General features: G+C 64.2%; 23 protein-coding genes. 7 read left to right on the top strand and 16 right to left on the bottom strand.

Annotated elements, in window-relative coordinates; translation table 11 throughout:
- Nucleotides 1–32: 32 nt before the first annotated feature.
- From lpdA to ACVILI_RS04010, 4 genes are read right to left on the bottom strand one after another with little or no spacing between them, the layout of a single operon-like run.
- A complete protein-coding gene (gene lpdA, locus ACVILI_RS03995; protein WP_038650760.1) occupies nt 33–1,442 on the bottom strand; it encodes a dihydrolipoyl dehydrogenase in 1,410 nt (469 codons plus the stop codon).
- 15 nt (nt 1,443–1,457) lie between these two features.
- Nucleotides 1,458–2,774 carry a dihydrolipoamide acetyltransferase family protein gene (locus ACVILI_RS04000; protein WP_038650763.1) on the bottom strand — a complete coding sequence of 439 codons (1,317 nt, stop codon included), beginning with the start codon at nt 2,772–2,774 and terminating at the stop codon, nt 1,458–1,460.
- A 16-nt stretch (nt 2,775–2,790) separates the two neighbouring features.
- A complete protein-coding gene (locus ACVILI_RS04005) occupies nt 2,791–3,804 on the bottom strand; it encodes an alpha-ketoacid dehydrogenase subunit beta (protein ID WP_019862166.1) in 1,014 nt (337 codons plus the stop codon).
- A 3-nt stretch (nt 3,805–3,807) separates the two neighbouring features.
- On the bottom strand, nt 3,808–5,040 hold the full coding sequence (locus ACVILI_RS04010) for a 3-methyl-2-oxobutanoate dehydrogenase (2-methylpropanoyl-transferring) subunit alpha (RefSeq protein ID WP_038650770.1): 1,233 nt from the start codon (nt 5,038–5,040) through the stop codon (nt 3,808–3,810).
- 442 nt (nt 5,041–5,482) lie between these two features.
- Between ACVILI_RS04010 and holA the strand changes: the two genes are divergently transcribed.
- On the top strand, nt 5,483–6,526 hold the full coding sequence (gene holA / locus ACVILI_RS04015; RefSeq protein WP_038650772.1) for a DNA polymerase III subunit delta: 1,044 nt from the start codon (nt 5,483–5,485) through the stop codon (nt 6,524–6,526).
- 33 nt (nt 6,527–6,559) lie between these two features.
- Here holA and ACVILI_RS04020 read toward each other — a convergent pair whose 3' ends face one another.
- From ACVILI_RS04020 to mnmE, 6 genes are all read right to left on the bottom strand, one after another.
- Nucleotides 6,560–7,183 carry a DUF1326 domain-containing protein gene (locus tag ACVILI_RS04020; protein ID WP_038650775.1) on the bottom strand — a complete coding sequence of 208 codons (624 nt, stop codon included), beginning with the start codon at nt 7,181–7,183 and terminating at the stop codon, nt 6,560–6,562.
- A gap of 488 nt (nt 7,184–7,671) precedes the next feature.
- Entirely contained in the window at nt 7,672–8,559 is an 888-nt protein-coding gene (locus tag ACVILI_RS04025; RefSeq protein WP_038650778.1) for a ParB/RepB/Spo0J family partition protein, read from the bottom strand.
- 81 nt (nt 8,560–8,640) lie between these two features.
- Nucleotides 8,641–9,438, bottom strand: a complete 798-nt coding sequence (locus ACVILI_RS04030; RefSeq protein WP_019862172.1) for a ParA family protein — start codon at nt 9,436–9,438, stop codon at nt 8,641–8,643.
- A gap of 55 nt (nt 9,439–9,493) precedes the next feature.
- Complete coding sequence (gene rsmG / locus ACVILI_RS04035; protein WP_038650782.1) at nt 9,494–10,126, bottom strand: 16S rRNA (guanine(527)-N(7))-methyltransferase RsmG; 633 nt, start codon at nt 10,124–10,126, stop codon at nt 9,494–9,496.
- Nucleotides 10,123–12,012, bottom strand: a complete 1,890-nt coding sequence (mnmG, locus tag ACVILI_RS04040; RefSeq protein ID WP_457102331.1) for a tRNA uridine-5-carboxymethylaminomethyl(34) synthesis enzyme MnmG — start codon at nt 12,010–12,012, stop codon at nt 10,123–10,125. The genes rsmG and mnmG overlap by 4 nt, the downstream gene beginning before the upstream one ends.
- A 449-nt stretch (nt 12,013–12,461) precedes the next feature.
- Nucleotides 12,462–13,793, bottom strand: coding sequence for a tRNA uridine-5-carboxymethylaminomethyl(34) synthesis GTPase MnmE (gene mnmE / locus ACVILI_RS04045; protein ID WP_038650788.1), 1,332 nt, complete (start codon nt 13,791–13,793; stop codon nt 12,462–12,464).
- A 59-nt stretch (nt 13,794–13,852) separates the two neighbouring features.
- On the opposite strand from mnmE, the gene ACVILI_RS04050 reads away from it, so the two are divergent.
- A complete protein-coding gene (locus ACVILI_RS04050) occupies nt 13,853–15,871 on the top strand; it encodes a thioredoxin domain-containing protein (RefSeq protein ID WP_038653572.1) in 2,019 nt (672 codons plus the stop codon).
- A gap of 336 nt (nt 15,872–16,207) precedes the next feature.
- On the opposite strand, the gene rho is transcribed toward ACVILI_RS04050, so the two are convergent.
- From rho to hemE, 3 genes are all read right to left on the bottom strand, one after another.
- Nucleotides 16,208–17,473 (bottom strand): transcription termination factor Rho, encoded by a 1,266-nt coding sequence (gene rho, locus ACVILI_RS04055; RefSeq protein WP_019862177.1) that lies wholly within the window; start codon nt 17,471–17,473, stop codon nt 16,208–16,210.
- 164 nt (nt 17,474–17,637) lie between these two features.
- Nucleotides 17,638–18,174, bottom strand: coding sequence for a protoporphyrinogen oxidase HemJ (gene hemJ, locus ACVILI_RS04060; protein WP_038650791.1), 537 nt, complete (start codon nt 18,172–18,174; stop codon nt 17,638–17,640).
- On the bottom strand, nt 18,174–19,205 hold the full coding sequence (gene hemE / locus ACVILI_RS04065) for a uroporphyrinogen decarboxylase (protein WP_019862179.1): 1,032 nt from the start codon (nt 19,203–19,205) through the stop codon (nt 18,174–18,176). Before hemE ends, hemJ begins: the two co-directional genes overlap by 1 nt.
- A 311-nt stretch (nt 19,206–19,516) precedes the next feature.
- Between hemE and ACVILI_RS04070 the strand changes: the two genes are divergently transcribed.
- The 5 genes from ACVILI_RS04070 (at nt 19,517) to dnaQ (ending at nt 23,677) form a co-directional block, all read left to right on the top strand.
- Nucleotides 19,517–20,431 (top strand): pyruvate, water dikinase regulatory protein, encoded by a 915-nt coding sequence (locus ACVILI_RS04070; protein WP_394811824.1) that lies wholly within the window; start codon nt 19,517–19,519, stop codon nt 20,429–20,431.
- Nucleotides 20,432–20,716: 285 nt separating this feature from the next.
- Nucleotides 20,717–21,316 carry a Maf-like protein gene (locus ACVILI_RS04075; protein WP_019862180.1) on the top strand — a complete coding sequence of 200 codons (600 nt, stop codon included), beginning with the start codon at nt 20,717–20,719 and terminating at the stop codon, nt 21,314–21,316.
- Nucleotides 21,309–22,151 (top strand): shikimate dehydrogenase, encoded by an 843-nt coding sequence (locus ACVILI_RS04080; protein ID WP_038650794.1) that lies wholly within the window; start codon nt 21,309–21,311, stop codon nt 22,149–22,151. Before ACVILI_RS04075 ends, ACVILI_RS04080 begins: the two co-directional genes overlap by 8 nt.
- Complete coding sequence (gene coaE / locus ACVILI_RS04085; protein WP_038650797.1) at nt 22,148–22,741, top strand: dephospho-CoA kinase; 594 nt, start codon at nt 22,148–22,150, stop codon at nt 22,739–22,741. Before ACVILI_RS04080 ends, coaE begins: the two co-directional genes overlap by 4 nt.
- Nucleotides 22,742–22,954: 213 nt before the next feature.
- Complete coding sequence (gene dnaQ / locus ACVILI_RS04090) at nt 22,955–23,677, top strand: DNA polymerase III subunit epsilon (RefSeq protein WP_019862183.1); 723 nt, start codon at nt 22,955–22,957, stop codon at nt 23,675–23,677.
- A gap of 9 nt (nt 23,678–23,686) precedes the next feature.
- On the opposite strand, the gene ACVILI_RS04095 is transcribed toward dnaQ, so the two are convergent.
- Genes ACVILI_RS04095 through ACVILI_RS04105 form a run of 3 tightly spaced genes read right to left on the bottom strand, consistent with a single transcriptional unit; the run spans nt 23,687 to nt 26,612 of the window.
- The gene (locus ACVILI_RS04095) at nt 23,687–24,643 is read right to left on the bottom strand and encodes an alpha/beta hydrolase (RefSeq protein WP_240564562.1); all 957 of its coding nucleotides are present in this window, start codon (nt 24,641–24,643) and stop codon (nt 23,687–23,689) included.
- Nucleotides 24,640–25,320 (bottom strand): isochorismatase family protein, encoded by a 681-nt coding sequence (locus ACVILI_RS04100; RefSeq protein WP_038650803.1) that lies wholly within the window; start codon nt 25,318–25,320, stop codon nt 24,640–24,642. Before ACVILI_RS04100 ends, ACVILI_RS04095 begins: the two co-directional genes overlap by 4 nt.
- Nucleotides 25,317–26,612: a M24 family metallopeptidase gene (locus ACVILI_RS04105; protein ID WP_038653575.1), complete on the bottom strand. Its 1,296-nt coding sequence runs from the start codon at nt 26,610–26,612 to the stop codon at nt 25,317–25,319. Before ACVILI_RS04105 ends, ACVILI_RS04100 begins: the two co-directional genes overlap by 4 nt.
- Between the last annotated feature and the right edge of the window lie 179 nt (nt 26,613–26,791).

The following is a 26,791-nucleotide window of genomic DNA, read 5'->3' on the forward strand; positions in this document are numbered from 1 at the left end:
CCCCACAAGGGGAGAAGGAAGAACCGCTCCCTCTAAATATGCAGCGCGTGCCCCAGCGCCTTCAGCGCCGCTTCCTGGAACCCCTCGCCTTGCGTCGGATGCGCATGGATGGTGCCGGCGATGTCCTCCAGCCGCGCCCCCATCTCAAGCGCCAGGCCGAACGCCGCAGCCAGTTCCGACACGCCCTGCCCGACCGCCTGGATACCGAGCACCAGATGGTTGTCGGCCCGCGCCACGACGCGGACGAAACCATCCTCGCCGAGCTTCGTCATCGCCCGTCCATTGGCGGCAAACGGGAACAACCCGATCTTGATCTCGCCCTGAGCCTTGGCCTCCTCCGGCGACAGCCCAACCGTCACCAGCTCCGGATCGGTGAAGCAGACGGCGGGGATTGCGCGCTTGTCCCAGTTGCGCTTGTGACCGGCGACGATCTCGGCGACCATTTCGCCTTGCGCCATCGCCCGATGCGCCAGCATCGGCTCGCCGGTGACGTCGCCGATGGCGAAGATGCCGCGCATCGAGCTGCGGCACTGGTCGTCGATCCTGATGAACTTGCCTGTCCTATCGAGGTCGATCTGGTCCAGGCCCCAGCCTTCGGTCACCGGCTTGCGCCCAACCGTCACCAGGATCTTGTCGGCGGAAACCTTGGCATTCTTGCCGTCCGCCGTCTCGACCAGCAGCGCGTCGCCCTTGCCCGCCTGTCCCTGGGTCGACAGCCCCTTGGCCTTGGCCCCGGTCATGACTTCGATGCCAAGCGCCCCAAGCCGCTTCACGACAGGCCGCGTCAGCTCGGCGTCATATTGCGCAAGCACGCGCGGCAAGGCTTCGACCACGGTCACTTCGGCGCCCATCTTGGCGAAGGCCATGCCGAGCTCCAGCCCGATATAGCCGCCACCGACCACCGCAAGCTTCTTGGGCACCGCACTCAAAGCCAGCGCTTCCGTGGACGATATCACTGGCCCGCCAAAGGGAAGGAACGGCAGTTCCACCGGCGCCGAGCCGGTGGCGATGACGATCGTCTCGGCCCGGATCACCTGGCTTCCCGTCTCGGTCTCGACCTCGACGGTCTTGCCGTCGCGGAACGTCGCCCAGCCATGCACGGTCTTGACGCCGGCCTTCTTTAGCAGGCCGGCGACGCCGCTGTTGAGCCGGCTGACAATGCCATCCTTCCAGGCGACGGTTTTGCCAAGGTCGAGCACGGGCGCCGATACCGCGATGCCGAGCGGGCTCTTGCCGCCGGCCATGTGGGCGACCTTCTCGAACTCCTCCGCCGCATGGATCAGCGCCTTGGACGGAATGCAGCCGACATTGAGGCAGGTGCCGCCGGGCTTACCGGCCTCGACGATGACCGTGTCGACGCCGAGCTGGCCGGCACGGATGGCGCAGACATAACCGCCCGGACCGGCGCCGATGACCAGCAGCTTGCAGGAGATTTCTTTCATGACGACTGCATCCCCTCAATCCACAAAGATCAGCGCCGGCGTTTCCAGCAGCGCCTTGATGCGCTGCACGAACACCGCCGCGACCCAGCCGTCGATCACCCGGTGGTCGAAGCTGGACGACAGGTTCATCATCTTGCGCGGGATGAACTGCGTGCCGTCCCACACCGGCCGCACCATCATCTTGTTGACGCCGATGATCGCCACTTCCGGGTGGTTGATGACCGGCGTCGTCGCAATGCCGCCCATGGCGCCGAGCGAGGTGATGGTGATGGTCGAGCCGGACAGCTCGTCACGCGTCGCCGTGCCTGACTTGGCCGCCTCAGCCAGCCTGTTGACCTCGGCGCCGCAATCCCAGATGTCGCGCGCCTCGGCGTGTTTGACGACAGGCACCACCAGCCCGGACGGCGTCTGCGCGGCGATGCCGATATGGATGCCGCCATGCTGGTGGATGATGCCGGCCTCGTCGTCGAACAGCGAATTGAGCTGGGGTTGGTCGGCGATCGCCTTGACCATCGCCCGCATTAGGAACGGCAGCAATGTCAGCTTCGGCCTGTCCGCCCGCTTCTCCTTGTTGAGCGCGGCGCGCAAGTCCTCGAGTGGAGTGACGTCGATCTCCTCGACATAGGTGATGTGCGGGATGCGCGATTTGGACAGCGTCATCTTCTCGGCGATCTTGCGCCGCAAGCCCACCACCTTGATGTCCTCGACGGCATCGTTGCGCGCCAGGCCCGATGCCTTGGCGACCTGCGGCCCGCGCGCCAGGAACGCCTCGATATCCTCATGGCCGATGCGCCCAGCCGGGCCGCTTCCCGTGACTTGCCTGAGATCGATGCCAGCCTCCTTCGCGCGCAGCCGCACGGCGGGCGACGCCAACGGCTTTTCACCCTCCGGGCGCGGCCCGCCGGGGACGGACCTCTGCTCGGAGCTTTTCGCAACGGCCGGAGCGGGTTTCGCCTCCAGGGCGCCGGCCTTTGGCGGGGTCTTCGCGACCGGCGCGGCGGTCTCCGGCTTCGGCGTCGGCAGCTTGGCCGGCGGCTCGGCGGCCACCGCCTCGGCCTTGGCATCGCCCTGCGGCTTTACATTGCCCTCGCCCGCCACTTTCAGCCGCACGATGGGCGAGCCGATCGCCACCGTGTCGCCGATCTCGGCGCCCAGCCACAGGATCTCGCCATCGACGGGGGAAGGGATCTCGACCGTCGCCTTGTCGGTCATGACGGCGGCAAGCACGGTGTCCTCGCGCACCATGTCGCCGACCTTGACGTGCCATTCGACGAGTTCGGCCTCGGCAACGCCTTCGCCGACATCGGGAAGCTTGATGATGTGTTCGCCCATGTCAGGCCTCCCCACTCTAGGCTTCCAATGTTTCGATCAGCGCGCGGCCGACCCGGGCGGGACCGGGGAAATAATCCCATTCCTGCGCGTGCGGATAGGGCGTGTCCCAGCCGGCGACCCGCGCCACCGGCGCCTCCAGATGGTAGAAGCAGTTTTCCTGCACCAGCGCCGACAGCTCGGCGCCGAAGCCGGAGGTCAGCGTCGCCTCATGCACGATGACGCAGCGCCCGGTCTTCTTGACCGAGGCGACGATGGCGTCGAGGTCGAGCGGCAAAAGCGTTCTCAGATCGATGATCTCGGCGTCGATGCCGGTCTCCTCGGCCGCGGCCTGCGCGACATAGACCATGGTGCCGTAGGCGAGCACGGTGACATCAGAGCCGGCCCGGCGGATCGCCGCCTTGCCGAGCGGCACGGTGTAGTGACCGTCGGCGACCTCGCCGAGCTCATGCTTCGACCAGGGCGTCACCGGCCGGTCGTGATGGCCGTCGAAGGGGCCGTTGTAGAGCCGCTTCGGCTCGAGGAAAATCACCGGATCGGGATCCTCGATCGCCGCGATCAGCAGCCCCTTGGCGTCATGCGGGTTGGACGGCACGACAGTCTTCAGCCCGGACACATGGGTGAACAAGGCTTCCGGGGACTGGCTGTGCGTCTGGCCGCCAAAAATGCCGCCGCCGGTCGGCATGCGAACCACGATCGGGCAGGTGAAATCGCCGTTTGAACGGTAGCGCAGCCGTGCCGCTTCCTGGGTTAGCTGGTCGTAGGCCGGATACATGTAGTCGGCAAACTGAATTTCCACGCAGGGCTTCAGCCCGTAGGCGGCCATGCCGATGGCCGAGCCGACAATGCCGGATTCGTTGATCGGCGCGTCGAAGCAGCGGCTCTTGCCGTATTTGGCCTGCAGGCCCTGCGTGCAGCGGAAGACGCCGCCGAAGAAGCCGACATCCTCGCCGAACACGACGACCTTGTCGTCGCGCCCCATCGACACATCCATGGCGTCGCGAATGGCCTCGATCATGGTCCGTCTCGGCATGGCTCAGACTCCCGCCTGCTGGCGCTGGCGCCGCAGATGCGGCGGCATCTCGGCATAGAGGCCCTCGAACATGTCGCGCGTCGACGGCTTGCCGCCGGCATGCAGCGTGCCGTGGCTTTCCGCCTCCTTCTGCGCCGCGATCACCGTGTCGAGGATTTCGGCCTCGGCCTGCGCGTGGCGTTCGTCCGACCAGGCGCCGAGCCCGATCAGATGGTTCTTCAGCCGCACGATCGGATCGCCGAGCGGCCAGGCGTCGGATTCGGTCTTCGGCCGGTAGGCCGACGGATCGTCCGAACTGGAATGGGCGCCGGCGCGGTAGGTGACATATTCGACCAGCGTCGGCCCGAGATTCTTCCGCGCCCGCTCGGCCGCCCATTTGGCCACCGCATGGACGGCGAGATAGTCGTTGCCGTCGACACGCAGCGACGGGATGCCGAAACCGAGGCCCCGGGCCGCGAAGGTGCCGGAGCCGCCGCGCGCTATGCCTTGAAAAGTCGAGATCGCCCACTGGTTGTTGACGACATTGAGCACGACCGGCGCCTTGTAGGTGGAGGCGAACACCAGCGCCGAGTGAAAATCGGATTCCGCCGTCGAGCCGTCGCCGATCCATCCCGCCGCGATCTTGGAATCGTTCGAGATCGCCGAAGCCATCGCCCAGCCGACCGCCTGGATGTACTGCGTCGCCAGATTGCCGGAGATGGAGAAGAAGCCGTGCTCCTTCGACGAATACATGATCGGCAGCTGCCGGCCCTTCAGCGGGTCGGCCTCGTTGGAATAGATCTGGTTCATCATCGTGACCATCGGATAGCCGTCGGCGATGAGCAGGCCGGCCTGCCGATAGGTCGGAAAATTCATGTCACCCGGCTCGAGCGCCTTGCGGAAGGCGCAGCTCACCGCCTCTTCGCCGAGATGCTGCATATAGAAGGAGGTCTTGCCCTGGCGCTGCGCCATCTGCATGCGGGCATCGAAGGTCCGGAGCGTCATCATATGGCGAAGGCCTTCCAGCAGCTCCTCGCTGGACAGCAACCCGGCCCACGGGCCGACCGCCTCGCCATCGCGGTTCAGCACGCGGATGATCGAAAAGGCCATGTCGCGGATGGTGCGCGGATCGACATCGATGTCTGGGCGCGGCACCGAGCCGGCCGCGGCGATGGTCACGTTGGAGAAATCAGGGGTGCCGCCCGGCCGCACTTCCGGCTCCGGAACGTGAAAACGCAACATCCCAGCATCGGCCATGACCTTCGTCCTCCAATGTTGCCTGGCGCCGATATTTGCACATCCGCGCGTCCAGTGCGAATTCGCCGAAGGTCATCGGACCGGCCGCGCCGGCCGATCCAGCCTCCCCGGCGCCAAGATGAAGATATGTCCGCGAAATTTCTTGTCGATGTTTCACGGCGGCGCGCAATTTGGCGCAAGCTTGGGCAGGGTTTGTCGGAAGATAAGGCGATTGGGCGGCGGACCATCGCGCGGTCTTCCTTCTCCCCTTGTGGGAGAAGGTGGATCGGCGCGCAGCGCCGAGACGGATGAGGGGTGTGCCATCGGAGTGCGGCGTTAGCGTTCCCTGGAACACCCCTCATCCGTCGCCTTCGGCGACACCTTCTCCCACAAGGGGAGAAGGAAAAGAGCGTCGGTGCCGATCGCCATTCACCCCAACCCCACATCATGCTAACCACCCACCATGGCACAGAAGAAAGCTTTCGAGGTCGATTCCTGGCTCGCGCGGCCTGACCCGCGCATCTCCATCATCCTGCTCTACGGCCCCGATCGCGGCCTCGTCTCCGAGCGTGCAAAGGCCTTTGCCGAAAAGACCGGCCTGCCGCTCGACGATCCCTTTTCCGTGGTCCGGCTCGAGGGCTCGGAGGTCGATCGCGACGAGGGCCGGCTGCTGGACGAGGCCCGCACCGTGCCGATGTTTTCCGACCGCCGGCTGCTCTGGGTGCGCAATGCCACCGGCCAGAAGGCGCTGGCCGAGGACGTCAAGGCGCTGACGGCGGAGCCCGCGCGCGATGCCATCATCCTGATCGAGGCCGGCGACCTCAAGAAGGGCGTCGGCTTGCGCGCCGTGGTCGAGGGCGCCGACAACGCCATGGCGCTGCCTTGCTACGCCGACGAGGCCCGCGACATCGACACGGTCATCGACGACGAATTGCGCAAGGCCGGCATGTCGATGACGCTGGAAGCCAGACAAGCGCTGCGCCGCAATCTCGGCGGCGACAGGCTCGCTTCGCGCGGCGAGATCGAAAAGCTCATCCTCTACGCCCATGGCCAGAAGGAGATCGGCCTGGACGATGTCAGGGCGATGTCGGGCGACGTGTCCGGCGCCTCGTTCGACGATGCCGTCGACGCGCTGCTCGAAGGCAAGATCGGCGACTTCGACACCGCCTTCACCCGCCACTGCCAGTCCGGCGGCCCGCCCTTCCTGGTGTTGTCCTCGGCGATGCGCCAGCTGCAGCAGATTCAAATCATGCGCGGCCAGATGGACTCGGCCGGGCGCAATGCCGCATCGGTCGTCGCCGGCGCCCGCCCGCCGGTTTTCTTTTCGCGGCGCAAGCTGGTGGAGAAAGCGCTGGAGCGCTGGAGCAGCGATGCGCTGAGCCGCGCACTGACCCGGCTGCAGACTGCCGTGCTGCAGACCCGCAAACGGCCCGATCTGTCGGAAGCGCTGGCGCGCCAAGCGCTGCTCGGCATTGCGGTGGAAAGCGCCAGGCTGGGGCAGCGTTAGGCGAGCGATCCTCCCGTACTATGCGGCCAACAGCTACTCGCCGGACCAATTGATTGGGGCGTAATGTCCGTTTTGCCCGGAATTGTCCCAGCTCATGCCATGGTCGCTGAACGTACTGCTTGGCGCCCCCATCGCCATGCCGAGCCAGTCGGGATTGACAGGATGGCCGGTGGCCGCCCACATCTGCCCGTCCTCGCGCATTGTCGGCAGCGGCTCGACCGCCAGCTGCATGACGCCGGCAATCGCCACCGACCGCTTCTTGCCGTCTATGCGGTAGTCTATCGGCACCTTCTTGGCGCCGAGGTTCGTGCCGATCAAGGGTGCCAACACCGCCATGGGGCCGCCCGCGGCGCCAGTGAAGATGGCACCCAGCGCCTCTGTCTGCCTGTCATCGGCCCGTTCGTCGATATAGGCCGCGGCCGTCCAATTGCCGTCTGCCATCGGACCCGGCGTGTGAGCAACCAGTGCCACACTGAGCCCATCCAATCGAACGTCGCCGTAATTGCCCGTATCGACGTGAAAGACCAGGCCGACGTCGCAAACGCCTTTCGTCGGCCTCGATGTCAGCTGCGCCTTGGTGGACAGCAGGCAAGGACACACGACATCGCAGCTGCAATTTTCGAAGTAGCTTCCGGACAATTGCCAACGGACTGCCATTTGCACCTCCCATGCGTCAGGCGCGTCGGCATATCATTTTGGCGAGGCGGTGCCATTTCACGACGACTGCAGGAATGGCAAATAGCCCTCGCCGCGACCGGCACGCCAGGGCAATTAATTTAAGCCAAGTCTAATATAAGTTACGCCGTTGCCGGGCACTGTCAAGCATAGTGCTAGACTGGAGCTGCGGTCGGCGATTGGCCGATCTCCCCCCTCGTGGGGGAGATGGCTGGCAAGCCAGAGGGGGGCGCTGGCCCGCCGACCTCTCGATCGGTCGTGATGCGGGTTCTCGGCCAGCCGCAGATGACAGAGGCAGCGCTCTACGGCGCCCCCCTCTGCCCTACCGGGCATCTCCCCCAGGAGGGGGGAGATTGATCGCTTCGCCGATTTCGCCAATCACGCCGCAAACAGAAAGGGCTGACCAAACGGCCAGCCCTCTTTTTCTCTGCGTTTAGTCAAGCTTTCGCTTAATACAATTCGCCGGCTAACTACCGTTCCTGCTTCAATCTCCGGCACAGCTCATCCAGCTGCTCCAGCGAGCGATAGGACACCCGCAGCTCGCCGCCCTTGCCCTTGTGATCGATGGCCACGATCATGCCGAGCGTGTCGGTCATCAGCTTTTCCAGTGCCAGCGTGTCGGTATCCTTTTCCTGCGCGGCTTGCGGCTGCTTCGGTTTGGCCGGCGTGGGGCCGGCCGGCATCTGCGCCAGCGCTTCGGCTTGGCGCACGGAAAGCCCTTCCTCGACGATGCGCTTGGCAAGGCCGGCCGGATCCTCCGCCGTCACCAGCGTACGGGCATGGCCGGCCGACAGCGCGCCGTCGACCAGCATGTCGCGGATCACATCCGGCAGCTTCAGCAGCCTGAGCGTGTTGGCGACATGGCTGCGGCTCTTGCCGATGACATTGCCGAGATCGGCCTGGGTGTAGCCGTGCTCGTCGATCAGCTGCTGGTAGCCCAGCGCTTCCTCGACGGCGTTGAGGTCGGTGCGCTGGACGTTCTCGATGATCGCCAGCTCGAGCGCGGTGCGGTCGTTGACCTCGCGGATGATGACCGGGATCTCGGTCAGCCCGGCGCGCTGCGCCGCCCGCCAGCGCCGCTCGCCGGCGATGATCTCGTAGCGGCCCGCCTGCGTCGGCGACGGCCGCGCCACCACCGGCTGCACCACGCCATGTTCGCGGATCGACTGGGCGAGATCGGTCAGTTCGGCGTCGCCAAAATGCCGGCGCGGGTTCTTCGGGTTGGGGCTCACGAACTCGATCGGCACCTTGCCGTCGGCGCTCATCCCGGGCTTTTCCGGCGCCGCCGGGCGATCGATCTCGCCGATCAGTGCCGCCAGGCCACGGCCCAGTCTTTTCCTCGAAAGGTCTTCGCTCATGTCAATTCCAGGTCTATCTTGGATAATCGTCTTTGGATCGTTTCGGTATCGAATCGGCTGTTAATTCTGCATCCGATCCAATCAAGCGGCGCGCAATTTACGCTCGCGGCGGATCACTTCCGAGGCCAGTTGCAGATAGGCCTGGCTGCCAGAGCACTTCAAATCGTAAAGGATTGCCGGCTTGCCGTAGGACGGCGCCTCCGACACCCGCACATTGCGCGGAATGATGGTCTCGTAGACCTTGTCGCCCATATGCTGGCGCACATCCTGCACCACCTGGTTGGCCAGATTGTTGCGGCCGTCATACATGGTCAGCACGATGCCCTGGATGGTGAGGTCCGGATTGATCGACCGGCGCACCTGCTCGACGGTTTCCAGCAATTGGCTGAGACCTTCGAGCGCGAAGAACTCGCATTGCAACGGCACCAGCACCGAATCGGCCGCCGCCATCGAATTCAACGTCAGAAGGTTGAGCGACGGCGGGCAGTCGATCAGCACATAGCCGAAGCCGGCCGAACGCGCCGAGGCGGCACGCAAGGCGTTGCGCAGCCGCAGCACCCGGTCGGGCGCCGATGCGATCTCCATTTCGATGCCGAGCAGGTCGAGCGTCGACGGCACGATCGACAGGCCGGGCACGGCTGTCGGAATGGCCGCGGCTTCCAGTTCCAGCTCGCCGGTCAGCACGTCGTAGGACGAGACCGTGCGGTCCTTGCGGTCGATGCCGAGGCCGGTGCTGGCATTGCCTTGCGGGTCGAGGTCGACGATCAGCACCTTTTCGCCGATCGCGGCCAGAGCGGTGGCCAGATTGATGGCGGTGGTGGTCTTGCCGACACCGCCCTTCTGGTTGGCTACGGTGATGATTCGGGGGCCGTTCTTCATGGGTTTATGCCAGAAATTCATTTTTGGGTCGCCAAATAGCCCGACAAGTCGAAGATCAGACGGGTCGCAGGTTTGACAGTTCCAGGATCACGCCTTGGGGGTCCGTCACACTGGCATGTTCTACCAGATCGAAGGCCCATCGGTTAACGCTTTCTTGCACTTCGGCGCGATAATCCCGGCCTTTGTGGAACAGCCCGCGTGCGCCCGACATCAGCCACGGCGCCGACAGGTCGAGCAGGACCGAAAGCGAGGCCAGAGCCCGCGCCGTGACGATTTGCGGTTGCGAAACAAGCGCATGGCTGTCCTCGATCCGGCGCGCGATAACCCGCGCCGGCAGGTTGAACTGGCCGATCACGGTCTGCAGGAACGAAGCCTTTTTGCGGTTGCTCTCCACCAGATCGATGCTGGCGCCATCGCGCTCGGCGAGCAGGAAAGCCATGACCAGGCCCGGAAATCCACCGCCCGAACCGATATCGACCCAGCGCGCGGCAGTGGGCTCTACGCGCGCCAGCTGCGCGCTGTCGAGGATGTGGCGCTGCCAGACATCGCCCGCGGTCGACTGCGCCACCAGATTGATGCTGCGATTCCATTTCTGGAACATGGCTTCGAACGCCACAAGGCGATCGAATGTTTCACGTGAAACCGGGCCCGCCGCGTCCTGCAGGCTCTTCCAAGAGAAAGAGCTCACGCAACAACCCTTTGATCGCTCTGGGGCCTCTGCACACTCTCATGGTGCCGGACATGTGCGACAATGATCGCCAGCGCCGCCGGCGTCATGCCCTCCATGCGTTGCGCGTCGGCGATGGACCGCGGCCGCCGCGCCTGCATCTTCTGCTTCAATTCGTTGGACAGGCCGGGCACGCCGGCGAAATCCACCGTCTCGGGGATCAGCCTTCTCTCCTCGTGGCGGATCTGCGCGACATCGCTCTTCTGCCGGTCGAGATAGACAGAATATTTCGCTTCCGTTTCGAGACGCTCGGCGGTCTTGGCGTCGATCGCCGCAAATTTCGGCTCGACCCTGGCCAGCCAGGCAACATCCACGTCGGGATAGGCCAGCAGCTCATAACCCGACCGGCGCACGCCGTCCCGGTTGATCTCCAGCCCATGCCGCGCCGCCTCATTCGGAGTCATCGCCACCGACCTGGCCAATTCGCGCGCCGCGTCGAGCCGCTGCATGACATCACCGTAGCGCTGCATGCGTTGCGCCGAGGCGATCCCCAGCTTTTCGGCGAGCGGCGTCAGCCGCTCATCGGCATTGTCGGCGCGCAGCGACAGCCGGAATTCGGCCCGCGAGGTGAACATGCGGTAGGGTTCGCTGATGCCGCGGCTGGTCAGATCGTCGACCATCACGCCGATATAGGCCTCGGTGCGGCTGAGCACGATCTGTTCGCCGCCCGACGCCCGTCGTGCCGCGTTGAGGCCAGCAAGCAGGCCTTGCCCGGCCGCCTCTTCATAACCGGTCGTGCCGTTGATCTGCCCAGCGAGAAACAGGCCGGCAACGCGCTTGGTCTCCAGCGTCTGCTGCAGCTCGCGCGGATCGACGTGGTCATATTCAATGGCATAGCCAGGCTGCAGCATGACTGCCCGCTCCAGCCCCGGAATGGTCTTGAGGATCGAGAGCTGCACATCCTGCGGCAGCGAGGTCGAAATCCCATTGGGATAGACGGTGTCGTCGTCGAGCCCTTCCGGCTCCAGAAAGATCTGGTGGCCGTCCCGGTCCCCGAACTTGACGATCTTGTCCTCGATCGACGGGCAATAGCGCGGTCCGACGCCTTCAATCGAGCCGGAATACATGGCGGAGCGGCCGAGATTGGCGCGGATCAACCCATGCGTGGCTGATGTCGTGCGGGTGATGCCGCACTCGATCTGCGGCGTGGTGATGCGGTCGGTCATCAGCGAGAACGGCACGGGATCCTCATCCGCCGCCTGGCTTTCCAGCGACGCCCAGTCGATGGTCCTTCCGTCCAGACGTGGCGGTGTGCCGGTCTTCAGGCGGCCGAGCTCGAAGCCGGCGCGGTCCATCGTCGCCGACAGCCCAAGGCTCGCCTGCTCATTCATCCGGCCGGCGACGATCTTCTTCTCGCCAATATGAATAAGGCCGCGCAGGAAGGTGCCTGTCGTCAGCACCACGGCGCCGCAGGCAAGCCTGCGGCCGTCGGCGAGCAGAACAGCGGCGATCCGTCCGTCGTTGATCTCGAAATCCAGCACCTCGCCCTCGACCACGTCGAGATCGTTCTGCTGCCGAATCGCTTCCTGCATGGCAAGGCGATAGAGCTTTCTGTCCGCCTGTGTGCGCGGGCCGCGCACCGCCGGACCCTTGCGCCGGTTGAGCAGGCGGAACTGGATGCCGGCGGCATCCGCCACCCGGCCCATCAGCCCGTCCATCGCGTCGATCTCGCGGACCAGATGGCCCTTGCCGAGCCCGCCGATCGCGGGATTGCACGACATCACGCCGATTGTGTCGAAGCGCAGCGTCACCAGCGCGGTTTTCGCGCCGGCGCGCGCGGCTGCACTGGCCGCCTCGCACCCCGCATGGCCGCCACCCACCACAACCACATCATAGTGACCGGTCATTTCAAATTTCCTGGACTCAAGAAGATTGAGGGACACATGTCCCCGCGGGGCCAAGCTGTCAAGAAAACTTCGCGACAAGTTTCACGTGAAACAGGGGCGATGCAGCGCGGCGACGGTACTGCGCCAATCGGTACGGCAAATCAGTCCTGGAAGGCGCCCGCCCCTCATTGTCCTGCCGGACATTGCTCCCCGCATCGTAACGGGGAGAAAGTAGCTGGCCGCAACACCGGCACCCTTCTTGGGACGTCGGCGATTGGCGAAACCATTCCTGCGAGCGCCCTGTCCCCCGTCACTATACGGGGAGAGGATGCCGGCAGGCAGGTGAGGTGGCAGCGCCACCACCCGCCACTATCTCGCAAATTACCCCCGCACCTGCTTCATATCATATTCTGGATCGCTGTGTTTCACGTGAGTCACGGAAAGCAATACGCCGCATAGTTTCACGTGAATCATTTCCCAATGCAGAACTGCGAAAAGATCACATCCAACATATCTTCGACATCGATCGCGCCGACAATTCGGCCCAACCTATCCGCCGCCAGCCGCAGCTCCTCGGCCCGCAGTTCCTGGCCGCCGGTGTGCTCATCGATCGCGCGATGCAAATGGCGATTCGCCTCACCGAGCAGTTCAACATGCCGCAGGCGGGACGGCAGGATATCGCCGACGTCGCCAGCCGCGTCCGCCGCGCAACGGCCGATTTCGGCGAGCAGCGCCTCCACACCAGTGCCATTCATAACTGAAATGACGAAGTCGTATCTGCCAGCCGCATCACCGGCCGCCTGCTCATCCAACAGGTCGAACTTGGTGCCGACACGCAACAGCGGTGCCTTGCCCGGCAAAGGCCTGACGTCTCCGGGAGACAAAATGTCCTCCAGCAGCAGCAAGAGATCGGCGCGATCGGCCTTGGCCCGCGCCTTCTCGATGCCGATCGCCTCGACCTTGCCCGGTGCGTCGCGCAAGCCGGCCGTATCCGTCAGCCTGACGCGCAGGCCGCCGAGATCCAGCGTCACCTCGAGCAGGTCGCGGGTCGTGCCGGGCTCATCCGTTACAATAGCTGCATCGCGCCTCGCCAAGGCGTTGAACAGACTCGACTTGCCGGCATTCGGCGCGCCTAGAATCACCACCTCAAAACCGTCGCGAATGATTTCGGCAGCGTGAAATCCGGCGATGTGGCGATCGATTTCGCCGATCATCACCCGGACATCCGACCAGACCGTGTCCGAAACGAATCCCGGCACGTCGTCTTCGTCAGCAAAATCGATCTCGGCCTCGATCATCGCCCGCGCGTGGATCAGCCGGCGGCGCCAACTCATATACAGATCGCTCTGGACACCCTCGGCATTCTGGACCGCGAAACGTCGCTGCGCCTCGGTCTCGGCATTGACCAGGTCCGCCAGCGCCTCCGTCTCGACGAGGTCGACCTTGCCGTTAAGAAAGGCGCGACGCGCGAATTCGCCGGGTTCGGCGAGCCTGACGCCGTCAAAGCTGGCGATGATCTCCAACATCCGCGCCACGACGGCGCGCCCGCCATGGACATGGAATTCGGCGACATCCTCCCCGGTAAAGCTCGCCGGACCGGGAAAGAAGATGACCAGGCCGCTGTCGAGCACGGTTCCATCCGGCGCTCTGAACCTGCGCAGAACCGCCGCCCGGTCCTTAACCATGCTACCGGCAATCGTTTCGACTACGAATCGAGTCTGCGGACCGGAGATACGCAGCACGGCGACACCGGCCGGAAGCCGGCCGCTCGACAGCGCAACGATCGAATCGCCTGAAATCATTTGCCCGCTCTGTTGAACCGCCCTAGCCTCGCGCCTTCAAACAACCCGAGTTGCCCATTGTGACATTGCCCGCGCAAAACCTGCTTGCCGAAGAGGCCAGCCCCTATCTGCAGCAGCACAGCGCCAATCCCGTCCATTGGCGGGCCTGGTCGACGGCATCGCTCGAAGAAGCAAGGACGCTCGATCGCCCTATCCTGCTCTCCGTCGGCTATGCCGCCTGCCACTGGTGCCATGTCATGGCGCATGAAAGCTTCGAGAATGACGGCGTCGCCGCCGTCATGAACCGTCTGTTCGTCAATATCAAGGTCGACCGCGAGGAGCGTCCCGACATCGATCAGATCTATATGGCCGCGCTGTCCTCGATGGGCGAGCAAGGCGGCTGGCCGCTGACCATGTTCCTGACGCCGGACGGCAAGCCATTCTGGGGCGGCACCTATTTTCCGCGCGAGGCGCGCTATGGCCGCCCGGGCTTCATCCAGGTCATGGAAGCGGTCGACAAGGCCTGGCGCGAGAAGCGCGACAGCCTGCACCAGAGCGCCGACGGGCTGACCTCCCATGTCGAGGCGCGGCTTTCCGGCACGCATGGCAAGCAGAGCCTCGACCGCGGCACGCTCACCGACTTCGCCGGCCGCATCGACGGCATGATCGACAGCGAACTTGGCGGCCTGCGCGGCGCGCCGAAATTCCCCAACGCGCCGTTCATGCTGACACTCTGGCTGTCCTGGCTGCGCGATGGCAACGCCGCGCATCGCGATGACGTGCTGGTCAGCCTGGAACGGATGCTGGGCGGCGGCATCTATGACCATATTGGCGGCGGGCTCAGCCGCTACTCCACCGATGCCGAATGGCTGGTGCCGCATTTCGAAAAGATGCTCTACGACAATGCGGAGCTGATCCGCTTCTGCAACTGGGCGTTTTCGGCAAGCGGCAATCATTTGTTCCGGATACGAATCGAAGAGACCGTCGACTGGCTGCTGCGTGAAATGCGCGTCGAAGGCGGCGCCTTCGCCGCCAGTCTCGATGCCGACAGCGATGGCGAGGAAGGGCTGTTCTACACCTGGAGCAGGGAAGAGATCGAAGCCGTCCTCGGCGACGATTCAGCCTTGTTTTTCGAGTACTTCACCCTCTCCAGCCCGGATGGCTGGGAAGGCAAGCCGGTCGTCCACCAAACTCGTGGCCAGCAAACCCAAAGCGTGGCCGATCGCGAACGGCTGATGCCGCTTAAGGCAAGGCTACTCGCGGTGCGGGAAGAGCGCGTCAGGCCAGGCCTCGATGCCAAGACCCTCACCGACTGGAACGGCCTGATGATTGCGGCACTCGCCGAGGCCGGTCGCTCGCTGGGCCGGCCCGACTGGATCGAGGCCGCGGCCAAGGCCTTTGCCCATATCTCCGGCGCCAGCCGCGACGGCCGCTTGCCGCATTCCATGCTTGGCGCCAGGAAACTGTTTCCCGCTCTGTCGAGCGACTATGCCGCCATGGCCAATGCGGGGATTTCGCTGTTCGAGGCGTCTGGCGATTGGAGCTACATCGACCGGGCGAAACAGTTCATCGAGCAGCTCGACCATTGGCATGCCGACGAAGCCGGCACAGGTTACTATCTGACCGCCTCGGACAGCACCGACGTGCCGATCCGCATCAGGGGCGATGTCGACGAGGCGATTTCGTCAGCCACCAGTCAAATCATCGCGGCACTGGTGAGGCTCGCCTCCGTGACCGGCGATCTCGATCTCGGCGAAAAAGCCTGGAAGATCGCAGAGCACGCCGCCGGCCGCGCAACGCAACAGGCCTATGGCCAGGCCGGCATCGTCAATGCCTGCGCGCTTGCCATCGAGCCTTTGAAACTGGTCATCGTCGACAATCCAGAAGATCCAAAGCTCGTTCCGGTCGCGAATCGATGCCCCGACCCGCGCCGCGTCGACATCATTGCCGCGATTGGTTCGGAAACGAATCGACCCTTGCTGCCGGGCGGGATTCTGCCGCCGACCGACAGGCCGGGTGCCTGGCTTTGTACAGGGCAGGTTTGTTTGCCGGTGGTGACAAGTGCTGAGGAGTTGGAGCGGTTGTTGAGCCGTCGATAGGCGGAGCCGGAGACCTAGCTGACTGCTCCGTGCCCCCAAATTTCAACGTCAGCGCTGCCCCTCACCTGCCTGCCGGCATCCTCTCCCCGTAAACGGGGCGAGGGACGCTGTTGTCGCTGCTTTCGCCAATTGTCAGCGCTCCCGAGGAAGGCGCCGGCGCTGGTTCCAGCCTCTTTCTCCCCGTTTACAGGGAGAAATGCCCGGCAGGGCAATAAGGGGCGGCGCCGACTTATGCGATTTGCCGCGAGGCCCGCCGACCTAACCCAGCAAAGAAAAACCCCATCCCAGTTTCCGGGAATGGGGCTCGCTACAGGTCCGGAAGCTTCGGACCGGCCCTTACGTATTCATCGAATCGAAGAAATCCGCATTGGTCTTGGTCTGCTTCAGCTTGTCGATGAGGAACTCGATTGCGTCGGTGGTTCCCATCGGCGCCAGGATGCGGCGCAGCACGAAGATCTTCTGCAGGTCCTGACGCGGCACCAGCAGGTCTTCCTTGCGGGTACCGGACTTCAGGATGTCCATGGCCGGATAGATGCGCTTGTCGGCGACCTTGCGGTCGAGCACGATTTCCGAATTGCCGGTGCCCTTGAACTCTTCGAAGATGACTTCGTCCATGCGGCTGCCGGTATCGATCAGCGCGGTGGCGATGATGGTCAGCGAACCGCCTTCCTCGATGTTACGCGCGGCGCCGAAGAAGCGCTTCGGGCGCTGCAGCGCGTTGGCGTCGACACCGCCGGTAAGCACCTTGCCGGATGACGGCACGACGGTGTTGTAGGCGCGACCGAGGCGGGTGATGGAATCGAGCAGGATGACGACGTCGCGGCCATGTTCGACCAGGCGCTTGGCCTTTTCGATGACCATTTCAGCGACCTGGACGTGGCGCACCGCCGGTTCGTCGAAGGTCGAGGAGACGACCTCGCCCTTCACCGAGCGCTGCATGTCGGTCACTTCTTCCGGCCGCTCGTCGATCAGAAGCACGATCAGATAGCATTCGGGATGGTTGGTGGTGATGGAGTGGGCGATGTTCTGCAGCAGCACCGTCTTGCCGGTGCGCGGCTGCGCGACGATCAAAGCGCGCTGGCCCTTGCCGAGCGGCGCCACCAGGTCGATGACGCGCGGCGAGATGTCCTTGGAGGTCGGAACCTCCATTTCCATCTTCAGCCGCGAGGTCGGATAGAGCGGCGTCAGATTGTCGAAATGGATCTTGTGGCGGATCTTTTCGGGATCGTCGAAATTGATGGTGTTGACCTTGAGCAGCGCGAAATAGCGCTCGCCCTCTTTCGGGCTGCGGATCGGTCCTTCGACCGTGTCGCCGGTCTTCAGCGAAAAGCGCCGGATCTGCGACGGCGAGATGTAGATGTCGTCGGGACCTGGCAGATAGTTGGCGTTGGCTGAGCGCAGGAAGCCGAACCCGTCCTGAAGCACTTCGACCACGCCGTCGCCGATGATCTCGACGTCCTGGGCGGCCAGCTTCTTCAGGATCGCGAACATCAGCTCCTGCTTGCGCATGACGCTGGCGTTCTCGACCTCGAGCGATTCGGCATAAGCGATCAGCTCTGGCGGTTTCTTGTTCTTGAATTCGGTAAGTTTCATTTCTTGCATAGACGGACTCTGGGTGAGCTTTGGGAGAAAAATATCGGCGGGATGCGACAAATGCCGGGCGCGGCCGAAAACAATGAGGGGCGGCGCATGACGGGAAGGAAGACCCGTCTTTTATCGTCGGTCGGATGAAAGAGCAAGCCGCGTTTTAAACGGCCTGATCGGCCTCAGAACGGCTTGACGACAACCAGGATCACGATGGCGATCATCAGGAATGTGGGGATCTCATTGACGATCCGCCAGTGCCTCGCAGGTTTTTCGTTGCGATCCTCGGCGAATTTGCGCACCGCGCCGGCCAGATAGCCGTGAACGGCGGACATTAACAACACCAAACCGATCTTGGCGTGCAGCCAGCCGCCCTGGAATCCAAAGACTTTCCAGGCGAGCCACAGGCCGAACACCCAGGTGACGATCATCGCCGGATTGATGATGCCGCGCAGCAGGCGCCGCTCCATCACCTTGAAGGTCTCCGACTGCACCGAGCCCTTCTCGGCATCGACGTGGTAGACGAACAGCCGCGGCAGATAGAGCATGCCGGCCATCCACGAAATGACGGCAAGGATATGGATCGCCTTTGCCCAGGGATAGAAACTTTCGGGCGCGACGAAAAACAGAAACGCCGTCGCCACGATCAGCACAGCGATGCCGATGACCATGCGCATCATGGCCTGTCCGGTGCTGTTGGTATTGTCTGACTCAGCCATCAGCGTGCCGCGCTCCTCACCTGCTTCACCATCGCCTCGACATGTGCGATCGGCGTCTCCGGCGTGATGCCGTGGCCGAGATTGAAGATCAGCGGCCCGTCTCCCAGCGCCTTCAGGATCGCCTCGACGCCATCCGACAGCGCCTTGCCGCCGGCCACGAGCCTCAAGGGATCGAGATTGCCCTGGACCGCACCCGAACGCTGCAGATCCTTCGCCGCCGCCAGCGGCACCGTCCAGTCGATCCCCAGCCCCGTCACACCGGTCTTCTGGCGATAGGTCCGGTAGCGCGCGCCGGCGCCCTTGGGAAATCCGATGATCGGCACATCGGGATGAACGGCGCGAACCTGGCGGACCATCTCGGCCACCGGCCAAACGCAAAACTGGTCGAACGTCGCATCGTCGAGCACGCCGGACCAGGAATCGAAAATCTGCACCACATCCGCGCCGGCTTCGATCTGCCGGATCAGATAGGCCGCCGACTGGTCGGCAAGCACCGTCAGGAGATGTTGAAACGCCGCCGGCTCGCGATAGGCAAACAGCCGTGCCGGCGCCTGATCGGGCGTTCCATGGCCGGCAATCATATAGGTCGCCACCGTCCAGGGCGCGCCGCAGAAGCCGATCAGCGTGGTCTCGTCAGGCAGTTTTGCCCGCAACCGGCGAACCGTCTCGTAGACCGGTTCGAGATTCACGTGAAACACATCGCTTTCCAGAGCCATGATCTCGGCCACGGAGATCGGCGTCAAAAGGGGGCCTCTTCCCTCTTCGAAGCGAACGTCGCGGCCGAGCGCATGCGGAACGACAAGGATGTCGGAGAACAGGATCGAGGCGTCGAAGCCGAAGCGCTCTATCGGCTGCAAGGTCACTTCCACCGCAAGGTCGGGATCGTAGCAGAGATCGAGGAACGAACCTGCGCGCCTGCGTGTTTCACGATATTCCGGCAGATAGCGTCCGGCCTGACGCATCATCCAGAGCGGAGGCGGAAAGTGCGCCTCGCCCTTCAGGACGTCCAGCATGATCCGGCTTTTGGGCATTGAGCGCTTACCCTCTCCCAGCCTTCCTATAATCAAAGATTCTTATATCTAAGATTCTTCTGATTCTAAGAGTCTGTTGGTTGTGGTGGTTGTCACCTGTCCCGCTTCGCCAGCCAAAAAGCCAGCAAGCATATTGTCGCGCGCTTCCCTCTCCCGACTTAAGGGTTCTGGGGATCATCCGGAATCCATCATCGGAGTCAAAGCTTTAGCAAACCGAGGAAGAATCCCGCCCTGTGGACGGCTGAAAGGCAAAGGCGGCCGTCCCCAGACTTGTCCCCAGCCGCCCGACCAAGCTGACAGCACAGCGAATTGTGGACAAACTGCCATCTGATACAGTCGCCTCCGACCGGCGCCTCTTTCTGTCCCGCTTTATCCACATCCGCCCACAGCCCCAGGTGATCCCTGTGAACAAACCCCAGAGCTTCTTTCACCTGCACCTGATTTCCGACGCGACCGGCGAAACGCTGCTCGCCGCCGGGCGGGCGGCTTCGGCGCAATACAAGGATGCACGGGCGATCGAGCACATCTACCCGCTCATCCGTACCGAAAAGCAGGTCGCCAAGGTGTTCGAGGACATAGAGGAGGAGCCGGGCATCATCCTCTATACGGTCGTCGACCAGAAGCTTGCGCGCGGCATTGACGAGCGCTGCGCCACAATGGGCCTGCCCTGCGTGTCGGTGCTGGAGCCGGTGCTCACCGTCTTCCAGTCCTATCTCGGCACGCCGGCCGGCCGCCGTGTCGGCGCCCAGCACGTTCTCGACGCCGAATATTTCCGCCGCATCGATGCGCTGAACTTCACCATGGACCATGATGACGGCCAGCTGCCGGCGAATATGGACGATGCCGATGTCGTGCTGATCGGCATTTCGCGGACGTCGAAGACGCCGACCAGCATCTATCTCGCCAATCGCGGCATCAAGACCGCCAACATCCCGATCGTGCTCGGCGTGCCGGTGCCCGAAAGCCTGGTCAGCGCCTCCAAGCCGCTGATCGTCGGGCTGATCGCCACCGCCGAGCGCATCTCGCATGTCCGCCAGAACCGCATCCTCGGCAACAGCAGTTCCTATGTGCCGACCGACTATGTCGACCGCGCCGCCATCAACGAGGAGCTCGCCTATGCCCGCCAGATCTGCACGCGCCATGGCTGGCCGATGATCGACGTCAGCCGCCGCTCGATCGAGGAAACGGCGGCGGCGATCGTTGCCCTGCGGGGGAAGAACAGATAATTGAACGAGGAGTGCGTTTTCCGAGACTTCTTAGCGGAAACTCGGCGCCGCCCCTCACCTGCCTGCCGGCATCCTCTCCCCGTATAGTGACGGGGAGAGGGGCGCTGTCGTAGAAGGTTTCGCCAATCACCAGCGTAGCCGAAGAAGAGCGCCTGCGCTGAAGCTGCCCCTTTCTCCCCGTCTCTATACGGAGAGAAATGTCCGGCAGGATAGTGAGGGGCGGCGCCAACGTTGCAGATTGAAGCTCATATCCCAACCGCGCCTGTACCTGCGCCTGAGTGAAAAATGACCGAAAAAATCATCCTCGCCTCCGGCAGTCCGTTCCGCAAGGCAATGCTTCTCAATGCCGGGCTCGATGTCGAGGCCGTGCCGGCCGATGTCGATGAGCGCGCGCTCGAGGCGCCGTTGCAGGATAGCGGCGTTTCGCCCGAGGATGTCGCCCTGGTTCTGGCCGAGGCCAAGGCCACCGAGGTCAGCGAACGCCGGCCCGGCGCGCTGGTGCTCGGCTGCGACCAGACTTTGTCTTTGGGTGACGAAGTGTTCCACAAGCCGGCCGACATGGAAGGCGCGCGCCGCCATCTCCTGGCGTTGTCGGGCAAGACCCACCAGCTCAACAGCGCCGCCGTTCTGGTGCGCGACGGCAAGGTGCTATGGCGCCATGTCGGCATCGCCGGCATGACCATGCGCAAGCTCGACCCCGGCTTCATCGGCCGCCATCTCGCCCGTGTCGGCGCCAGGGCGCTGGCCAGCGTCGGCGCCTACCAGGTCGAGGGCGAAGGCATCCAGCTCTTCGAGAAGATCGAGGGCGATCATTTTACGATTGTCGGCCTGCCGCTTTTGCCGCTGCTGGCCGAACTGCGCACGCTGGGGGCCATCGATGGCTGAGGCAACGAAGAAGGCTTTTGTCACCGGCCATCCGATCAAGCACTCGCGCTCGCCGAAGATCCATGGCCACTGGCTGGCCCAGCACGGCATCGACGGCAGTTATGAGGCGATCGACGTGGCGCCGCAGGATTTTGCCGAATTCATCGCGGCTTTGCGGGCAAACGGGTTTCGCGGCGGCAATGTCACCATTCCGCACAAGGAAGCCGCTTTCGCTCTTGTCCACCGCCGCGACCAGGCGGCCGAGGAGATCGGCGCCGTCAACACGCTGTGGTTCGAGGACGGTCTCCTGTGGGGCGGCAACACCGACGGCCACGGCTTTGCCGCCAACCTCGATGATTACGCGCCGGGCTGGGCAAACACCGGCCCCGCGGTCGTGCTCGGCGCCGGCGGCGCGTCCCGCGCCGTCATCCAGGCACTGAAGCAGCGTGGCGTCGGCGATATCAGAATCGTCAACCGCACGCTCGCCCGGGCGCAGGAATTGCGGGATGGTTTCGGCGCCGGCGTTTCGGCGCATGGCACGGCGGAGACCCACGAATTGCTGGCCGACGCCGGCCTGCTGGTCAACACCACGGCACTTGGCATGGTCGGCAATGAAGGCCTCGCCGCCGATCCGGCCTTGCTGCCGGACCACGCCATCGTCACCGACCTTGTCTATGTGCCGCTCGAAACCCCCCTGCTCGCCGCCGCGCGCGCCAGGGGGCTGAAGACGGTCGACGGCCTCGGCATGCTGCTCAACCAGGCCGTGCCCGGCTTCGAACATTGGTTCGGCATCAGGCCGCAGGTCACGGCGGAGCTTCGCGCACTCATCGTTGCCGATCTGGTGCCGAAACCATGATCGTGCTCGGCCTCACCGGCTCGATCGGCATGGGCAAGTCGACGACGGCGAAAATGTTCGCCGAGGCGGGCGTGCCGGTCCATGATTCCGACGAGGCGGTGCATCGCCTCTATTCCGGTGCGGCGGCGCCTTTGGTCGAGGCCGCTTTTCCCGGAACGGTTGTCGATGGTGTGGTCGATCGCGCAAAACTTGGCGCGCGCGTGCTTGGCGATGCCGCCGCGCTGAAGCGGCTGGAAGCGATCATCCATCCGCTGGTGCGCGCCGATGCCGACGCCTTCTTGGCCATGCATCGTAACGCCGGCGAATCGATCGCCGTGCTCGATATTCCGCTGCTCTTCGAAACCGGCGGCCGTGGCCGCGTCGACAAGGTCGTCGTCGTCACGGCGCCCACCGAAATCCAGCGCCAGCGCGTGCTGGCCCGGCCGGGCATGACGGAAGAAAAACTGGCGGCGATCCTGGCCAAGCAGGTGCCGGATGCGGAGAAGCGCAGGCTGGCGGATTTCGTCATCGACACCGGCCAAGGATTGGAGGCGGCGCGTGCCGCCGTTGCCGCCATTATCGCCGAGCTCTCCGGGGGGTCTGGTCGCTGACGCTTTCCTTCTCCCCTTGTGGGAGAAGGTGTCGCCGAAGGCGACGGATGAGGGGTGTTCCAGGGAACGCCAACGTCTCACTCCGCTGGAACACCCCTCATCCGTCTCGGCGCTACGCGCCGATCCACCTTCTCCCACAAGGGGAGAAGAGAAAACAGGCATTGCCATTTTGTTCCGCTGTATGATTCTGCTTGCTTAGAACGGACTGATTCGATGCGCGAGATCATCTTCGATACGGAAACCACCGGCCTTGATTCGCGCGACGACCGCGTGATCGAGCTGGGCGGCGTCGAGCTGGTCAACCGTTTCCCGACCGGCAGGACGTTCCACCACTATATCAACCCGCAAGGCCGGGCGATCCATGAGGAGGCGCAGGCCGTGCACGGCATCAGCGCGGCGGATCTCGCGGGCAAGCCGACCTTTGCCGAAATCGCCGAGGAATGGTTGACCTTCACCGACGGCGCCAAGCTGGTCGCGCACAACGCCACGTTCGACATCGGCTTCCTCAATGTCGAATTCGGCCGGCTCGGCCATCCCGTCGTCGATCCCGGCCGTGTCGTCGACACGCTGGCGCTGGCGCGCCGCAAGCACCCGATGGGCCCCAATTCGCTCGATGCGCTCTGCCGGCGCTACGGCATCGACAACACGAAACGCACCAAGCACGGCGCGCTGCTCGATTCCGAATTGTTGGCCGAGGTCTATATCGAGCTGATCGGCGGTAAGCAGGCCGCACTTATCCTCGACAGCGCCACCGCGCCGGCGCAGGGCGAGAATGTCCGCCACATCGAGATCATCGTCGCCGAGCGCCCGAGGCCGCTGCCGGCGCGCCTGACCGAAGCCGAGCGCGCGGCGCATGCCGCCATGGTCACGACACTCGGCGAAAAGGCGCTCTGGCTGAAAGCCAATTCCTCCGAAAAGAGCGTTGCGGCGTCGTAGGACAAACACTCAATACGGCCACTCGCCACGCCCCAGTGATGCAATCGCCGCGATGATGCGCGCGAACGCCTCCGCCGCGGCCGGCACCGTGGTGCGGGCGCGCAGGAAACTGTGAACCAGGCGCTTCTCCTCATGCCACCATGCCTTGCCGCCGGCCGCAACGATGCGGTCGCGGTAGGTTTCGCCATCGGACGATAGCGGGTCGCACTCGGCCGTGATGATCACCGTTGGCGGCAGGCCGGAAAAGTCGTTGTCGCGCAACGGTGACAAGGTCGGGTCGTCGGGCGATTGCCGCTTGGCCGAACGGACGTCGCGGTAGAAGGCTATATCGCTGACGGACAGCAGCGGTGCTTCGGCATGTTCGACATAGGAGCCGGCTGCCTCATCGCCGCCGAGACCGGGATAGATTAGCACCTGGCCGATCGCGGCCCTGATATGCTGGCGCGTCGCCTGCGCCACGGCCGCTGCGAGATTGCCGCCGGCGCTCTCGCCGCACAGCACCAGCGGCAGGCCCGACGTCGCCGCCCATGCGAAGGCGGCCATCGCATCGTCGAAGGCGGCGGGGTGCACATGCTCGGGCGCCAGCCGGTAGTCGACCGACACCACGTCGAAGCCGGTGCCGGCGCAGATCTCGGCACAGATGTCGTCATGGCTGTCGAGCCCGCCGAGGATGAAGCCGCCGCCATGGAAATAGAGCACCATGGCCCGCGCTGCCTTGCCGGCGGGCTGGTAGTGGCGGATCGGGATGCCGTGGCCCGAAGCGCCGACCAGGCCATCGCTGGCCTTGACCCCCGGCGGACGGCCCTGATGGAAAGCCCGGCACATCCTGTCATAGACCGCGCGCTGCTTGTCGATCGGCAGGCCGATCACCTCGGGCGGGTACCAGGCGTTGACGCTGTCGATATAGGCCCACAGCGCCGGGTCGAGCCGTGTTTCATATTTGCCGCGGTGTCGGTCTGCCGTCATAGATCGGCGTAGAGCGCCGCCGCATTGTCGAAGGTGAAGCGCAGCGGCACCGACCCCTCGACCTGCCAGGCGGTGACGGTCTCGCCGGCCAGCAGCCGGCAGGCGCCGTCCGTGTCGGTGACCGCGCCGCCATAGAGCCGGTTGGCGAGGTTGAGGATGCCGGTCTGGTGCATGGCCGCGCTGCCGCTGCCGCAGGCATCCTTGACCAGCAGCACGCGAAATCCCTTCGCCACGGCGTCCTTTACGGTGGCGTCGATACAGGCTTCGGTCCAGACGCCGGCGACCACAAGCCATTCGATGCCGGAGGCCTTGAGCCGATCGGCCGCCGGACCGCTGCGCAACGCGCTGGCCTCGGCCTTGATCAGCAGCGCCTCGTCCCTGGCCGGCGCTACCTCACGGCAGATCTCGGTCAGCGGATCGCTCTTGTCTGAGAAGGCCGACTTGCCGTCGGCACCGAGCGGATGAAAGGGCCGGTCCTGCTTGTCGAGATCGACGATATAGGCCCAGTGCTGGAGCGGCACGTGATTGGCGCGCGCCGCTTCTTGCAGCCGCTGGACATTGGCGAGGATGCCGGCAAAGCCCTCGACGAGGTAGCGCTTGTCCTGCCGGTGCTCTTCCTGCAGGTCTATGAACACGGCGGCCACCGTGCCGCGCTTGATGGAGATGGGAGCCCTCACGCCAAAAACTCGTCCTCATAGGGAAAGCGCGACAGAAGCTCCGTGCCCTTCTCGGTGATCAGGATCTCGTCCTCCAGCTTGACGCCCTCGCGGCCGCCCTTTTCGCCAATATAGCTTTCCACGCTCACCACCATGCCTGGCACGATATGGCCGTCGCGGCCATAGGTCTCGTAATCCATGGCATGCGCGATGAACGGTGTCTCGCCATGCATGCCGACGCCATGCATCACCGAAGTATAGCGTTGGTCGACGAAGCGGTCCGGGATCTTCCACGCCTTCTCGGCGATTTCGCGAAACGCCATGCCGGGTTTGACGATCGAGATGTTGTGCTGAACCTGGTCGTGCGCCATGCGGTAGAGCGACTTCTGGTAATCGGTCGGCTTGCCCGGTCCGCAGCGGAAGGTGCGCGAGAAATCCGAATAATAGCCGTAGCAGCCGATCGTGTCGGTATCGAGCGCGAGCAGCTCGCCCGGCCGGATCTTGCGGCCACTGGCCTCGTTGAACCAGGGATTGGTGCGCTGGCCTGAGGTCAACAGCCGCGTCTCGATGAACTCGCCGCCCTGGCGGATGACCTCGCCATACATGATGGCGAACAAATCGTTTTCGGAAACGCCGGGCTTGATCGCCTCACGCACTGCATAGACGGCGGCCTCGGCGCCGGCCATCGACACTTGCAGGCATTTGACCTCCTCCGGGGTCTTCACCGCGCGTACTGCCAGGATCTCGCCCTGGCAATCCTTGACCTCGCAGCCGCGCTTTTCCAGGGCGAGCGCCTGCAGATGACTGCAGCGGTCGAGCCCGAGCTTCATCGAGCCCCCGCCATGCTTCTTCAGGAGTTCGGCGATCTCGTCGGCGAAGGGGCCGGCGGTTTCGTCGTCGCGGCCCGAAACCGACGACCACACCAGCTTGGAAGGACGCGCCTCGTCGATCGTGTCGAGCACCATCGAGACATGGTAGCTCTGCGGGTACTCGAACAGCACGATCGGCCCTTCGGTCGGGATAAAGAAATAGCGGGTCGAGTTGCGCAGGAAATAGCCAAACATGTTGCGCGAGCCGGTGGCGTAGCGCTGGTTGTACGGGTCGAACAGCACCACCCCGCCATAGCCGGCGTCGCGCATCCAGCCCCTCAATTTGGCCAGCCGGCCTTTGCGCAAGGCATCGGCGTCAATGAAGGATGGCTCGGTGTCGGACAGCCACATGCCGCCGGCCGGATCAGCCGCCGCCGGGTGGCGCATGCGGTCCTTGAAGTCGACGTCCTCGGTGCTGTCGGGGTCGAATACGACGATGCTCATGGGGTTCGGCCTTGGGTCGGTTGGAAGGTCCGACCATGGCGCAGGAGCGGGGAACGCATTGTGCGGAAAACCGCGATTGTTGTGCGAGATACCGCCGCGACCTCGGTCAAAACCGATCAACACATGATCAAGGGCGGTCGGGCCATTCATCGGTATTGTGGAGGCACTCCAATTCAGCG

The sequence above is a fragment of the Mesorhizobium sp. USDA 4775 genome, from assembly GCF_054062655.1.

Excerpts from the sequence above, each read along its gene's own strand:
- mnmG (WP_457102331.1), bottom strand. The coding sequence starts at position 12,012 with ATGACCGGTCACTATGATGTGGTTGTGGTGGGTGGCGGCCATGCGGGG.
- ACVILI_RS04000 (WP_038650763.1), bottom strand. The coding sequence starts at position 2,774 with ATGGGCGAACACATCATCAAGCTTCCCGATGTCGGCGAAGGCGTTGCC.
- ACVILI_RS04095 (WP_240564562.1), bottom strand. The coding sequence starts at position 24,643 with ATGACGGCAGACCGACACCGCGGCAAATATGAAACACGGCTCGACCCG.
- rho (WP_019862177.1), bottom strand. The coding sequence starts at position 17,473 with ATGCAAGAAATGAAACTTACCGAATTCAAGAACAAGAAACCGCCAGAG.
- dnaQ (WP_019862183.1), top strand. The coding sequence starts at position 22,955 with ATGCGCGAGATCATCTTCGATACGGAAACCACCGGCCTTGATTCGCGC.
- ACVILI_RS04020 (WP_038650775.1), bottom strand. The coding sequence starts at position 7,183 with ATGGCAGTCCGTTGGCAATTGTCCGGAAGCTACTTCGAAAATTGCAGC.
- coaE (WP_038650797.1), top strand. The coding sequence starts at position 22,148 with ATGATCGTGCTCGGCCTCACCGGCTCGATCGGCATGGGCAAGTCGACG.
- ACVILI_RS04030 (WP_019862172.1), bottom strand. The coding sequence starts at position 9,438 with ATGAAGAACGGCCCCCGAATCATCACCGTAGCCAACCAGAAGGGCGGT.
- mnmE (WP_038650788.1), bottom strand. The coding sequence starts at position 13,793 with ATGATTTCAGGCGATTCGATCGTTGCGCTGTCGAGCGGCCGGCTTCCG.
- holA (WP_038650772.1), top strand. The coding sequence starts at position 5,483 with ATGGCACAGAAGAAAGCTTTCGAGGTCGATTCCTGGCTCGCGCGGCCT.
- hemE (WP_019862179.1), bottom strand. The coding sequence starts at position 19,205 with ATGCCCAAAAGCCGGATCATGCTGGACGTCCTGAAGGGCGAGGCGCAC.
- ACVILI_RS04105 (WP_038653575.1), bottom strand. The coding sequence starts at position 26,612 with ATGAGCATCGTCGTATTCGACCCCGACAGCACCGAGGACGTCGACTTC.
- ACVILI_RS04080 (WP_038650794.1), top strand. The coding sequence starts at position 21,309 with ATGGCTGAGGCAACGAAGAAGGCTTTTGTCACCGGCCATCCGATCAAG.
- ACVILI_RS04010 (WP_038650770.1), bottom strand. The coding sequence starts at position 5,040 with ATGGCCGATGCTGGGATGTTGCGTTTTCACGTTCCGGAGCCGGAAGTG.
- ACVILI_RS04005 (WP_019862166.1), bottom strand. The coding sequence starts at position 3,804 with ATGCCGAGACGGACCATGATCGAGGCCATTCGCGACGCCATGGATGTG.
- hemJ (WP_038650791.1), bottom strand. The coding sequence starts at position 18,174 with ATGGCTGAGTCAGACAATACCAACAGCACCGGACAGGCCATGATGCGC.
- ACVILI_RS04025 (WP_038650778.1), bottom strand. The coding sequence starts at position 8,559 with ATGAGCGAAGACCTTTCGAGGAAAAGACTGGGCCGTGGCCTGGCGGCA.
- lpdA (WP_038650760.1), bottom strand. The coding sequence starts at position 1,442 with ATGAAAGAAATCTCCTGCAAGCTGCTGGTCATCGGCGCCGGTCCGGGC.
- ACVILI_RS04075 (WP_019862180.1), top strand. The coding sequence starts at position 20,717 with ATGACCGAAAAAATCATCCTCGCCTCCGGCAGTCCGTTCCGCAAGGCA.